At 42.0% G+C, this 13,484-nt stretch carries 9 protein-coding genes; 6 read left to right on the top strand and 3 right to left on the bottom strand.

All coding sequences use genetic code 11. The features are described 5' to 3' along the window. Positions 1-64 precede the first annotated feature (64 nt). Together BUB77_RS14455 and BUB77_RS14450 are read right to left on the bottom strand one after the other, a co-directional pair. The gene (locus tag BUB77_RS14455; protein WP_073277133.1) at positions 65-1,642 is read right to left on the bottom strand and encodes a response regulator transcription factor; all 1,578 of its coding nucleotides are present in this window, start codon (positions 1,640-1,642) and stop codon (positions 65-67) included. Continuing rightward, complete coding sequence (locus tag BUB77_RS14450; protein WP_073277131.1) at positions 1,639-3,384, bottom strand: sensor histidine kinase; 1,746 nt, start codon at positions 3,382-3,384, stop codon at positions 1,639-1,641. Before BUB77_RS14450 ends, BUB77_RS14455 begins: the two co-directional genes overlap by 4 nt. A gap of 240 nt (positions 3,385-3,624) precedes the next feature. Here BUB77_RS14450 and BUB77_RS14445 point away from each other — a divergent pair, with 240 nt between their 5' ends. The 6 genes from BUB77_RS14445 (at position 3,625) to BUB77_RS14420 (ending at position 11,793) form a co-directional block, all read left to right on the top strand. Next, complete coding sequence (locus tag BUB77_RS14445) at positions 3,625-5,184, top strand: ABC transporter substrate-binding protein (protein WP_073277129.1); 1,560 nt, start codon at positions 3,625-3,627, stop codon at positions 5,182-5,184. A gap of 193 nt (positions 5,185-5,377) precedes the next feature. Continuing rightward, positions 5,378-6,244 carry an ABC transporter permease gene (locus BUB77_RS14440; protein ID WP_073277336.1) on the top strand — a complete coding sequence of 289 codons (867 nt, stop codon included), beginning with the start codon at positions 5,378-5,380 and terminating at the stop codon, positions 6,242-6,244. Positions 6,245-6,265: 21 nt separating this feature from the next. Next, on the top strand, positions 6,266-7,165 hold the full coding sequence (locus BUB77_RS14435) for a carbohydrate ABC transporter permease (protein WP_073277127.1): 900 nt from the start codon (positions 6,266-6,268) through the stop codon (positions 7,163-7,165). Between the two features lie 117 nt (positions 7,166-7,282). Continuing rightward, complete coding sequence (locus tag BUB77_RS14430; RefSeq protein ID WP_073277334.1) at positions 7,283-8,755, top strand: alpha/beta hydrolase domain-containing protein; 1,473 nt, start codon at positions 7,283-7,285, stop codon at positions 8,753-8,755. A gap of 1 nt (position 8,756) precedes the next feature. After that, positions 8,757-10,361, top strand: coding sequence for a glycoside hydrolase family 140 protein (locus BUB77_RS14425; protein ID WP_073277125.1), 1,605 nt, complete (start codon positions 8,757-8,759; stop codon positions 10,359-10,361). Positions 10,362-10,398: 37 nt separating this feature from the next. Continuing rightward, positions 10,399-11,793 carry an MATE family efflux transporter gene (locus BUB77_RS14420; RefSeq protein ID WP_073277123.1) on the top strand — a complete coding sequence of 465 codons (1,395 nt, stop codon included), beginning with the start codon at positions 10,399-10,401 and terminating at the stop codon, positions 11,791-11,793. Between the two features lie 64 nt (positions 11,794-11,857). On the opposite strand, the gene BUB77_RS14415 is transcribed toward BUB77_RS14420, so the two are convergent. Then, a complete protein-coding gene (locus tag BUB77_RS14415) occupies positions 11,858-13,375 on the bottom strand; it encodes a DUF5605 domain-containing protein (protein WP_073277121.1) in 1,518 nt (505 codons plus the stop codon). Positions 13,376-13,484 lie beyond the last annotated feature (109 nt).

Genomic DNA, 13,484 nt, shown 5'->3' with positions numbered 1-13,484 from the left:
AGATTTGTATGTGTCTGGCAGCCGGTGTGTAGAAGAAAATCAAATTGCTCTTTTTAATTTTAGGTTATTTTTTCCTGAATTCCTGCGGCGTTTTCCCGGTTAAGCTTTTAAACTGCCTCGAAAAGTAGGATATATTGGGGAACCCGCTTAACAGGGCAATGTCTCTTATGCTTTTCTGGCTTAATAATAATAACTCTTTTGCTTTTTTAATCCTTTCATTCAGTATGAAGGTGGATAGGGATTCTCCCGTTCTCTCACTGAATACATGGGACAGATAGTCCGGGCTCAGATAGACAAGGGAGGCCAGTTTTTTACGGTTTAAATCATCCTCCAAATGCTCCCGGATATATTTCTTAATAAGCTCGATGGACGAATCGGACTGATTTATTGCAGACAGGCAGCTGTCAAATACATCTATTACATGGGATAACCAGGTCTCCAGGGACTCTACGGAATTACAAGCCTGCTCAAATATTTGCTCGGAGGTACTGTTATCAAATAATTGGTGGGCTGATTCACCATTCTTTTCCAATATTGAATAAATGACCTGCAGAAAATCATGGTTAAATCGAATTAAATCACTCCGGTTTGCCATGCCGGATTTTTGCAGCCCACTTAAAAAATGCAGCGCCTGTTCCTTTACTTCCGATTTTTTATGCTGCATCAGCATATTGGTCCATTCATTCAGGAAGGCGGTATTGGCATAGTATTTCATTGCCGGGGCTTTCGTGATATCAAGGACCTTGCAATCCTCGCTGATATTGTTACGTGCAAAGTCGTATAAGCTTTTAAAGGAATGGCCGGAATCTTCCAGGGAGTTCTCACTGCCGATATATAATTGAAACAGGCCGGGCAAAGATGTTGTAAGAGCAGGAATTATCTGAGCGCATACCTGTATGTACCGGGAACGGTTGGCGATATCCGCTTTTTTTAGGATAATAACAAACTGCTTCTCGCTGATACGTGCCAGATAGGGTGAAATACCGTCAGTATCCAGTACTTCGCTGATTACATTTTTGATTGCATATTCATATAAATTGATTTCCCACCGTTCCTCCGGTTTTTTGATATATGCATGGAGCAATGTAATGTAAAAGCTTTCGGACAGCAATGTCTGAGGCAGATGGTATTGCGTTAGCTCCTTTGCTATCTGCCCGGATTCCGGAGGGATTATCTGTGTACACAAATCACTCCAGAACTGTTCTTCCAATTTCTTTTTACTGCTGTCCCAGTACCTGGATTTTTCCCTGTAGGATTCCTGGGCCTCCAATTGTTTTGCTTTATTTATCGCCATTATCATGCACTCATACAATTGATTTTTATCAATGGGCTTTAATAAGTAATCGGTGCTTTCCAGCCTTATGGCATTGCTGGCATAGTCAAAGTTGGCAAAGGAGGTCAGGAATATGGTTACGGTATGATAGCCTTTGTCACGAGCCCATTTCAACAAATCCAATCCGCTTCCTTTAGGCATTTCAATATCACTGATCATGATATCAATTTTACAGGACTGATAAAAATCCTGGGCCTGCTGCATGTTATAAGCACAATAAATATGATCGATTCCAAGCTGCAGGCTGTCGATAGAAGCGTGTAAAGCTTCGGTGCTGTAATACTCATCATCTACTAATAGTAAGTTCAAAATAATTCCTCCTTAATAAAAAACGGGATAAAGGGTAATTCAATATCAATTTGAGCACCTGCTTCCGGGCGGTTGGAAAAATGGAAGGAGCAGTTCTCAGGACCGAATATCAGGGAAGCGCGCTGCAGCACATTACTGATTCCTATATGCTTTGTGGAGGGATCCTTTGAATATTGCTCAATATCCTCTAAACGCTCTAATAATTCCTTATTGAAGCCGCAGCCGGTGTCCCAGATTGTAAAGGCTATGAAGGTTCCGCTTTCCTTTTGGATAAGGGAAGAACTGATGTGAACAGCTATCTCTTTTCCCAGCATAACTTCATATTTAACAGTGTTTTCCACAAAGTTCTGGATTAATAATGGTATGACCGTTGCATGCATGGTTTCAGGAATGAAGTCCGTATATAGGGTTATACTGTTGGGATACCGTATTTTTGACAGCTCGATATAATTTTCCACATGCATTATTTCCTGCTTAAGGGACACGGTTTGTCCGGAGGAAAGGGTGTAGCGCAGGTACTGGCTCAGATCCTTTAGCATCATTTTCATCAAATCGGTCCGGTTGATTTCTGCCAGCTGGTATGCCATATTCAAGCAATTGATCAAAAAGTGGGGAGCAATCTGCTGCATCAGATATTGGATATGAATTTGCTGTTTAGATAAGCTTTCCTCATAAACATCGATTTTTAAGGTTTTAATCTCACTTACCATTTCGTTGAAGGCGTTATTGACCTCCTCAAACTCGATACATACGCCATTGGCCTTGATTTGAGCCTCTAAATTTCCGCTTTTAAGGGAGTATATGGCAGTATTTAAATAGTTAAGCGGATGAATCACCCACCGGTTGATGATATAGGCAGTCAGTGCCATCAGGCATATTACAATAAGAAAGACCACCATTAAAAAAGGAATATATTTATTGATATCCATAAAAAACTGATTTTCAGGAATGAGCGATACGATATAGAGCCTTCCAAAATCCATTTGACAGGAAACAATTAAATTCTTTACGCTATTCACAACCGTATACTGATATCCGTTGTTTTCTGAAAGCCCCTCCATGGGAAGTGTTTTTATGGGAGGCTTATCGCTGACCACCACTCCCTTGTCATTTATCAGAAGGATGCTCTGGTTCAATTCCTTGCCTACTAATGGCTGCAGGGCATTTTTGACACTGATCCAGGCCCCGATATAACTGTTGTGTATCTGTATAACACGAAACAGATAATATTTACCGTTAATTTTTACCGGGAACCATTTGCCATTATTCTCCTTTGTCAGGAATGTATTAAGCTTTAATTTACGGCATATTTCATTCTGGATATTCTTATAGGTATTATATGCCGAATCGGATTGTGTCTCTTCTATAAAGGTATCTCCTCCTAAAGAGTAGAGGAAGAAGCCGTCCATGGCATAAATGGATAAAGCCGACCGGAAGCTTTTCTGTACATGGTAAACGGAAGAAAAGTATTGTTCGGAAGATAAGTCGCTTTTATCTATGATGCGGATATCACCATCGTCATAGGCATAATTTTTCAAATATTTTTCGGTTGTACTGAAACTTGCATTGAGTCTGTTCTGATATATAGTAAGAGTCTCCTTCATGGAATCATAAATTTTACTCTGGATTTCCCTGAAGGCAATGATATTATTTGCAGCCATCAGGGCAATGAGCAGTATAAAAATTAAGATAATAAAGGCTCCCAGACGAACACGCAAGGAGCGGATTCGGATATGGCTCATTTGATTACCCCCTACAGTAGAGTATTGTGGATATTGCCTATTCATAATGATATCATATAGAAAAATGCTATGCAACTGTTTGCAAAGATGTCAAAGAATGGTGATAAATCATAGCATAATTGTGCAAATTCACAACAGCATAATTCTTTTGTTACATAGGTTGTTTAATCTATAATGAATTTGTCACAGAAGAACAACTGAACATCTATGACAAAAATAATCTTTAAGGAGAGGATAGTTATGAAAAAAGGACTGGCTTTATTATTAACGGTTATTATGATTTTTAGTTTGGCTGCATGCAGCAAGACCAATAATGGAAATTCCGGGAACGACCAGACTTCCGGTGGCAGCAAAAACGAAGCAACACAGAAGCCTGAGGATCAAAAAGGCAATGGGGAGATTACACATCTTGTTATGAGTTTTATGACATGGACAGGTGCTCCGGCTGATACACAGAAAGTTCAGGATGCAATTAATGCAATAACAAAGGAGCGATATGGAATTGAAGTGGAATTTCAGATTTCTGACAGCAGCTCTTATAAACAAAATATGACCCTTGCCTTATCCGGCGGAGAGCAGGTTGATATTATCAGTACCATATTAAGTGGCTATAATTCAATGGTTCAGCAGGGATATCTGCTGGATCTTGAAGATAATGACCTGTTAAAGAACTATGGGTCCGGAATTGTAGATGCCGTAGGAAAGGAATATGTTGACGCATGCCGCATAAACGGCAAGCTGTATGGTGTACCGAATAACCGTGATATGGCTGGGGGCCGTGGCAGCACGGCAGTTGCTACGGAATATCTGAAAGGTATCGGATATCCGGTTGATGAAAGCAAAGAAACTGTGAAAGTGACCCAGGCAGAATTGGATGATATTTATACAAAACTTCACGAAAAATACCCTAATATTGAATTGTACAGACCAACGACTTTGGCAATAGCTCAGTTGACAGAGGCTGATTTACTTGGCGGTAATGCATTCGGTGTATTAATGAATTGGGGAAAAGAGCTTAAGGTTGAAAATGTATTTACCAGTGATTTCTATAAGGAACTATGTAACCGCATTTATGGTTACAATCAAAAAGGTTATATCAGTAAGGATGCAATAACGGATACTACCGCCGTAGGTGAGCTTGTAAAAGCCGGAACCTTAATAAGCTATAATACCACCGGCAAACCCGGTATTAAGGCACAGGAAAGTAATTTATGCGGAAGGCCAATGACGATTTTTCAGACGATGGATGACTTTATAAGCTCCTCTTCTGTTGCCTCCTTCCCTTGGGCAATCTCCATCAATACGGTTAATGCGGAAGCTTCCATGCGTTTACTTAATGCTTTTTATACGGATGCGGATTTGGCAAATCTTCTTGCCTGGGGAATTGAAGGACAGCATTATAAAGTTTTAGACAGCGGTCTGATTGATTTTGCCGATGGTGTGGATGCAACAAATTCCGGCTGGAGCCATTCAGTGGGTTGGTTAATGCCGAACCAGTTTATAACTCACATATGGAACGGAAATGATCCTAATTTATGGGAGAATATGAAAAACTTTAATGAGAATGCTAAAAAATCAGCTGCTCTAGGATTTAGCTTTGATACGACAAATGTTGCTACAGAAATGACCAGTGTTCAAAATGTCTATGATGAATTCCAAAAGAGTCTTGAGTACGGTTTTGTGAATCCGGCAACCGGTATTGATGAAATGAATGCCAAAATGAAGAAGGCCGGCATTGATAAAATCATTGCCGAAAAGCAGAAGCAGCTTGATGCGTGGGCTGCGGCAAAAAACAAGTAATACTATTGGGATTATGATTAATAATTGACAATGGCCGGGATGGGGTGAATTCCACCATTGTCAATTATTAGCCTGACAGACAGAAGGAGATGATGGCTTGACTGATGTGAAAGAAAACAAAAGAACATATTTAAATAAAAACCCTTTACATATAAAGTGGGGAAAATGGAAGCGTTTTATTCCGATTTATATCATGATGCTGCCTGGTTTTCTATATTTGTTTATTAATAATTATATGCCGCTTCCGGGTCTGGTTATCGCATTTAAACAGTATAATGCCCGAAAAGGCATCTTTGGGAGCAATTGGATTGGCTTTAAAAACTTTGAATATTTATTTAAAACAAGTGATGCCTGGGTCATAACCCGCAACACGATATTATATAACGTTGCGTTTATCATTGTTAATACCATCATGGCTGTTTTAGTTGCAGTTATATTAAGTGAACTTAACGGAAAAAGGAAAAAAGTATACCAGAGCGTGATTCTTCTGCCGAATTTAATATCTACCGTTATCATAGGATACCTTGTATTTTCCTTCTTTAGTGTTGAAAATGGTTTTGTAAATAACTCACTTCTGCCTGCTTTCGGTATGAAATCGATTGACTGGTATAGTGAACCGAAGTACTGGCCTTTCATCATTATTTTTGTAAGTGCATGGAAAAGTGTCGGTTACAATTGTATCGTGTATCTGGCAACTATCCTGGGCTTTGACAGGGCCTATTATGAATCGGCTTTGGTGGATGGCGCGAACAGGTGGAAGCAATTTAAATATATCACTCTACCGCTGCTGAAACCAACGATAATTATGCTTACGTTAATGGCAGTCGGCAGGATATTCTATTCCGATTTCGGGCTGTTTTATCAGGTGCCTATGAATCAGGGGGCCTTGTATTCTACCACCAATACCATTGATACCTATGTGTACCGCGGTCTGTTACAGCTTGGCAATATATCCATGTCCGCAGCAGCCGGCCTGTATCAGTCTGTTATCGGATTTATCCTGGTGTTAGGTGCAAATATGCTGGTGCGCAGAGTTGATAAAGACAGCGCATTGATCTAAGGAGATTAGTTGGAGGTGAATATGAAAACGAAAGAAGCTAGAATATATGACACATTTGGTCATTTGATCATGACAATTCTATCCTTGCTGGCGATTATACCCATTATATTAATGGTGATATCTTCTGCGACAGACAATGCTTCTCTCTTGCAGAACGGCTATTCCTTTTTTCCTGAAAAATGGAGCCTTTTTGCCTATGAGTGGGTCTTTAAGTCCAACAGCAGTGTGGTGATGCGTGCCTATGGAATGTCGTTTCTGCTGACGGCAGTGGGAGTAACCTCCAGTCTGGTCATAACCACATTACTGGCCTATGGCTTATCGAAAAAGGGCCTTCCTCTCCGCGGACTCCTGACTTTTCTGGTGTTTTTCACCATGCTGTTTAACGGAGGACTGGTACCCACCTATATTAATTATACAAATATCTTCCATGTGAAGGATACTTTTGCCGGTCTGCTGGTACCGGGGCTTTTAATGAATGCCTTTAATGTGCTTCTTATGAAAAGCTATTTTGTTACCGGTGTTCCGGACGAAATTCTTGAGGCAGCCTACATTGACGGGGCTGGAGAATTTAAAACAATGTATTCCGTTGCGCTTCCAATGGCAAAGCCAATTATTGCTACCATCGGTATGTTTGTGGGCATTGCATATTGGAATGACTGGAATAACGGTTATATTTATTTGGTAAAAAACACGGATTTATATAGTATACAGAACCTCTTGAACCGGTTGATGCAAAATATTCAGGCATTATCCCAGAATGCATCCAGCCTGACAAATGCAAGCCAGGGCCTGGCCCAGATACCAACGGCAACTGTACGTATGGCTATGGCGACACTTGGCATCTTGCCGGTGGTTGCTATCTATCCTTTTATTCAAAAGAACTTTGTTAAGGGAATTACATTGGGAGGAGTAAAGGGCTAGCAGAATCCTGCTGCTTAAAATAGAATAAGTGATTCGGGTATCATAAGTCAAGGTCATGTTTATTGAATGAATACCTGGAGTTTAAAATCAGAATATATCGAAAGGAATATAAGGGAAATGATAACAAAAATCGAGAAAATACCTGTTACAAATAGCAGTTACCCCTTTGCCAGTGCGGAAAAGTATTGCGGGCTGTCTCAGAAGGGCTATGAAGAAACAGAATATTATATGTACGGCACAGCCAATGTATATCAGTCAACTGATCAAAATGGAAACGTAGAAATAGCTGTAAAGGATGCCCCCTATGTTAACCGGTTCGTCCTTCGTGCACCCAAGGACCCGTCTAAAGCCAGCGGTAATGTCATTATAGAAATTATCAATCCTACCTCCTTTATGGAAATTGACCGTATGTGGATTTTAGGACATAGAGAATTCCTGCGAAAGGGTGATATTTATATCGGTATTACCAGTAAGCCCAATACCATAGAGAAAATGGTGGAATTTGATAAAGAAAGGTATGGGCGGTTATCATGGAATAATCCCAATCCTGAAAACCCGGCCTCCCGTGAGATAGAAGAATTTCAAAAAGGCCGGAAGGCAGCATCCGACGTTGATTTTTCCTACGAGACAGGCTTGTTTTGGGATATGCTTACCGATTTGGCCTGGCTGATCCGTTCGGAGGATAAGAAAAACCCCTTGCTTCAATACGCCAGGAAATATCTTTACCTGACAGGCTGGTCCCAATCAGCCTGCTATCTATACAGGTATGTAAACAGCTTTGCCTACCGGCCGGAAGTTGCCAGGGAGCAGGCAGTTTTTGACGGATATCTGGCCGGCGGCGGTGTACATTCCTTTGTTATACCGGTCAACCAGTATGAGGTGCTGCAGGAATACAATTACAGATTATCCAGAATTGAAAAGATCAGGCAGCCCTTTATAGAAGTTCAGACTGAAAGTGAAAACGGAAGATTTGAAAGCTGGAGGACCATGCGGCCTGACAGTGACAGTACGGAATTCAAATACAGATTATATGAAGTGACCGGAGCGAGCCATGACACCGTGTACAGCTATGTGGACTATTATCAAAAGGACCCGGATTTAATCCGTATAAATCATTTGCCCGAATACCTGGGAAAACAGAAGGAAGGAAATAATTATCCCTCACAATTCCTTTATGCGGCAGCCTTTCGAAATCTATTTCACTGGGTCAGAACAGGAGCTGCTCCCGGTCATTGCGAACGTATTAAAGTGGACGCTGAGGGCGAGAACTGTAAGGATGCCTTTGGAAATACAATTGGAGGTCTCAGGACGTGTCTGCTGGGTTACCCGTCAGGACGCTATTGCAGTACAAGTACGATAGAACCCGGTATGAGTATGTTAAATCCCGACTCGGACAAGGACGGTCTGTTTGGCTATCAGGAAGCATTTTCAGCCTCCATGCTGAAGGAATTATACGGTACCATTGAAAATTACAGAAAACTGGTTACACAGGATACCGGGGAACAGATATCAAAAGGGTTCATTTGCAGTGAAGATGCGGAGGAATTAATTGAAATGGCTGTAGAACTGGCAGGAAAAAGGGGGTTATAAAGTGAAAGCTGCAAATAAGAAGACTGAGAAGTGGCGGCAGATTATTTTAGAATTCAAAAGCAAGGCCGCTTATAACAATCCATTTCTGGATGTGGATATTTCAGCCGTATTTACGGCTCCGTCAGGCTGCCAGATTAGGAGAGAGGCATATTGGGACGGAGATAATGTTTATAAGATATCTTTTGCACCTACAGAGACCGGGGTATGGAAATATAAATTGACGGCAGATGAACCCTCCGGCTTAAACGGTCTGGAGGATGAAATAGAGTGTGTGGATTATCAGGGTGATTTAGAAATCTACCGCCACGGTTTCCTAAAGGTCCATCCTTCGGGAAGATATCTGATACATGATGACGGAACTCCCTTTTTCTGGCTGGGGGATACCCATTGGGAATTTGCTTATAAGGAACGGTGGGACTGGTCAAATCATCCGGACATGAAAAGCATGTTTAAAGGGATGGCTGAAAGAAGAGTATCTCAGGGCTTTAATGTCTATCAGACAAATCTGAGAAGTGACCGCCTTATGGGGGGCAGTCAATATTACTGGACGGAAGGTAAAGACGGAAGCCTTCCCAATATTGAATTTTATCAGCAGGAATTAGACCGGCGCATGTATTACCTTGCGGACCTGGGGCTTGTAAATGCCTTAGGCTTTGCATGGTCTATGTCAATTCTGAATAATATCGAACAGCAAAAAATACTGGCCAGGTATATTGTAGCCAGGTACGGAGCCCTGCCGGTCGTCTGGACCCTGGCAGGCGAGGTCGCCGGCTATAATGGGGGCGAAGAGAGAAAATTGTGCATAGACGGATGGCGTGAAGTAGCGGAATATGTGGAAAAATTAGATGGTTATGGGACCCTGCAGACAGCCCACTATACCAATGAACGTCCTTTTGCGGATTATTATCAGGAGGAAGCTTGGTTCGATTTTACCCTCAACCAGGCCGGACATGGAGACTTCACGGTCGGCAGAAAGGATTATCAGGATTTCCTTGAAAAGTACTCCAAAAAGCCCTTTATAGAAGGGGAATGCTTTTATGAATTTTGCTCGACCTTAGAGGAAAACGGGACGCGCCTGTGTACGGCGGATATGCTGAGAAGGGCAGCCTATATGTCCATTCAGCTGGGAGGCTGCGGTTATACCTACGGAGCACAGGGAATCTGGGATAACGTCTTGGAAAAAGAACAGGCAAGCCCCTTTGGCAATATTTTTAACCGGTTTGATATCACCTGGTATGAAGCAATTGATGGAATCGGCGCAGAGCAGATGGGCCATATGAAAGCTTTTTATGAGAAGGTTCGTTTTGAGGAATTCCTGCCCTACGCAGACGATGGTAATAACCAGAATGCAAATATTTTTGTAAAGCTGTCCCCGCTGGTCACAGTCAGTGAGAACCATGACAGAGTCCTTGTTTATTATGAGGATTTTACAGCCGGGGCAAAAATTAACGGCCTGCAGAAAGGATTGTATCAGGCAATGTGGTTCAATCCCCGTACCGGAGAATATTCGGCATACTTGGAAGATATGATAGCCATCGATGGGGAGTGGGAATTACCTGTGAAGAAAGAGAAGGGAGACTGGTTATTGGTAGCGGAGAGGAGATGAACGGTTACATAATCGGAAAAGCCAGGATAAACTAAATATGTATAAATATAATAATTTGTCAGATGGGAATGTTGTAAGACAATTAATCACTTTTGCATTTCCTTTTATCATCTCCAACATTATTCAGACATTATACAGTGTTGTTGACATGGTCATTGTCGGACAATTCTGCGGGACGAACAGCATGTCCGGAGTGAATATCGGCGGGCAGGTGACGAACCTGGTAATGAATGTCGCAGTTGGATTGTGTGCAGGAGCAACGATATTAATTGCCCAGTCAGTGGGGGCTGGAAAAACAAAGCAGCTGCAGGAGATTATTGGAACCTTATTTACCTCCCTATGCATTGTTTCGGTGGTTATGACAGGTTTGATCCTTGTGTTCGCAGACCCTATCCTGAAACTGATAAACACACCGGCAGAAGCATTTTCGGAAGCCAGGAGCTTTCTGATAGTTACCGCACTCGGCATCCTGTTTATCTTCGGATATAATGCTTTAAGCGCCATTATGAGAGGCATGGGAGATAGCAAGAGCCCGCTGTATTTCGTTACCATTTCCTGCGTTATTAATATTATCCTTGACTTTATCCTTGTCGGAGGATTGCGCCTGGGTGCAAAAGGGGCAGGGATTGCTACTGTAATATCCCAGGGAATCAGCCTGTTATTGTGTGTTGTATATTTGATTAAGAGGAAATTTGTATTTGACTTTAAGCTAAGTTCCTTTGCCATTCGTAAAATACAGCTAAAGGCCATTTTGAAGATTGGAATACCAATGTCCGTTCAGAATTTTATAACAAATCTTTCTTTTCTTTTTATGACGGCATTGGTTAATTCCATCGGCGTAACAGCCTCCGCAGCAGTAGGTGCCGTAGGGAAATTCAACGGCTTTGCAATACTGCCGGCCATAGCAATGAGCGCTGCCATATCCACCATGTGTGCTCAAAACTTTGGCGCCGGAAAAGTAGACCGGGCGAAGAAGACCTGGTTATACGGAATGGGCATATCCTGCATCATGTCTTATATGATCTTTATTTTGACTGTAATGTTTCCAAGAGAAATATTAAGTATCTTTTCAAAGGATGAGAATCTGATCCGCATGGGAATCCCTTATATGAAAGCCTACAGCCTGGATTATTTGCTGATACCCATTACTTTTAGTATGAACGGACTATTTAACGGGGCTGGGCATACCGGATTTACTTTGATTAATAACATGCTGTCCGGAATTATAGTAAGAATTCCCACAGCTTATCTCCTGTATATACTTCTGAATAAAGAATTATTCGGAGTAGGATTAGCAGCTCCCGCCGCACAGCTAAGTGCCGTTATAATCAGTTTATGCTTCTTTTTATCCGGAAAGTGGAAGAGAAGGACAATCAGCTTTGAGGAGGAAGAAAAGGAAGACTGTTTAGAAAACCAGATAGAGGTTGGGTAAATTTAAAAGGACTGTTTCATTATCGCTTAAGCAACAGAAGCTAAAATGAAACAGTCCTTTTATACTATTTTCTGATAATACGTATTGCCATAAATTCTCTTCCGGGAAGAGTTATTTTAAACTTACCCTGGAAGGTACCGGCATTTTCCACTGTCATATTCCAGGTATCAATTATTTCTACCTCATAGCTGTGGTTATCCTTAAAAGAGAAGGTACGGAAGCCGGGACGGAAGCCGCTGTAATAATGGATGGCATAGGCGCCGTTGTCAGCAATACCGACAACCTCATCCCATTCACCTTTAACGGGAATCAGGCCGCTTCCGGGAGTCTGCTGCATAATTTCTGCTAAAAACTTTATACGGGCCGGGCTTTCTCCGTGGAGACTGCCTCCATGGGACCACCAGAGGATGTTCTCCGGATGCTGGTAGGTTTCGCCGTGGCCGGGATATCCGCCTCGGACAAATCCTTCCCAGAAGCGTCTTGTCATTTCCTGCCCGCTGATATTGCCCCATGCCTGGTTGATATTACCTTCATATGCGATTTCGTCCAGTACGACCGGCTTGTTGTACCGTAGCCGCCATTCATCCGTCAGCTCCGAAGATTTATATAAATCGATACGCTGGATACTGCTGTGGGTTATCCAGGGCCTGCTATAATCATAGAACTCCAGGCAGTTATGTATGGAGCGCAGATGCCCGTAAGGGTCGTGGGTATATACTTCCCTGGCATTTGCTTCCCAGTCGGCAACTGACTTATGGAAGAACAGATCATATTCGTTTGCCAGGGACCACCATACATTTCGGTAAGCGCTGAATCTGGCCATTACATAGCGAAGATAAAAGGCTTCCTCCTCTGGGGACATGTGGCTGAAACCCCACCGGTCGTAGGGGTGCATCAGTATAATATCCGCTTCTATTCCGAGAGCCCTTAAATCTTTAATGCGCTCTTCAAAATTCTGAAAATGTACAGGATTAAAGCGCTGAAAGTCCCAATGGTTCCCTTCCGGAATGGCATTGTCGCCGAATAAGACAATATTATCTTCATTTAACCCTGAGGAATCACAGGGTGTACCTTCATAGGGGTAAGAGATTGGTTCATGAAAATTATAAATGTAGTGTTTGGGGAAAATGCAAAAGCGCAGCTTATTAAAGGCATTCTCCGACAAGGTTTTCAAGGTTTCCTCCTGTAATGAAGTGGATTGATGAGTCCAAACATAGCAGGTGGTGCCAAGGCAGTGGAAGGGAGTTCCATCCTCATAAGCCAGGTGAAGATGGGAGCCCACTCTTACCGGGCCGTGATTAATTTCGGAGGAAGGTGTTACTTTAAAATTCCCCCTGTATTCTTCCGATGAAAAAGTTCCTTTAATGGTAAATTCATATTCTTCTTCAAAGGAGGGCATAAAACGTACAATATATCTCCCGTTTCCGTCGTAAAATCCATCCACTGTTTTTCTTTCATTGCCAGAAACAAAGACACCGTAAATAGTATAGTCCTTAAAAGGATTTCCGTCCTGAAATCCTGGCAGGACTGCTTCGAAGGTGTCCCATTTTTCTACGGATGCTGTATACCTAAGATTCTCCATAAAATCCCCCATTCTATATGTTTTTATTATTATATAACGTTTAAGGAAAAGATACTATAAATATCCTGTCAAAAAATATCACTAAAAGGAGGTCATTTTCTCCCGGTAT

This window comes from Anaerocolumna jejuensis DSM 15929, from assembly GCF_900142215.1.
GTDB classification, from domain to species: Bacteria; Bacillota; Clostridia; order Lachnospirales; family Lachnospiraceae; genus Anaerocolumna; species Anaerocolumna jejuensis.
The sequence above is the reverse complement of the archived record's forward strand: the minus strand, read 5'-3'. Positions and strand labels throughout refer to the sequence as shown.

Bases quoted from the DNA above. Each gene is read 5' to 3' on its own strand.
- BUB77_RS14450 (WP_073277131.1), bottom strand. From the start codon at position 3,384: ATGAGCCATATCCGAATCCGCTCCTTGCGTGTTCGTCTGGGAGCCTTT.
- BUB77_RS14445 (WP_073277129.1), top strand. From the start codon at position 3,625: ATGAAAAAAGGACTGGCTTTATTATTAACGGTTATTATGATTTTTAGT.
- BUB77_RS14440 (WP_073277336.1), top strand. From the start codon at position 5,378: ATGATGCTGCCTGGTTTTCTATATTTGTTTATTAATAATTATATGCCG.
- BUB77_RS14435 (WP_073277127.1), top strand. From the start codon at position 6,266: ATGAAAACGAAAGAAGCTAGAATATATGACACATTTGGTCATTTGATC.
- BUB77_RS14430 (WP_073277334.1), top strand. From the start codon at position 7,283: ATGATAACAAAAATCGAGAAAATACCTGTTACAAATAGCAGTTACCCC.
- BUB77_RS14420 (WP_073277123.1), top strand. From the start codon at position 10,399: ATGTATAAATATAATAATTTGTCAGATGGGAATGTTGTAAGACAATTA.
- BUB77_RS14415 (WP_073277121.1), bottom strand. From the start codon at position 13,375: ATGGAGAATCTTAGGTATACAGCATCCGTAGAAAAATGGGACACCTTC.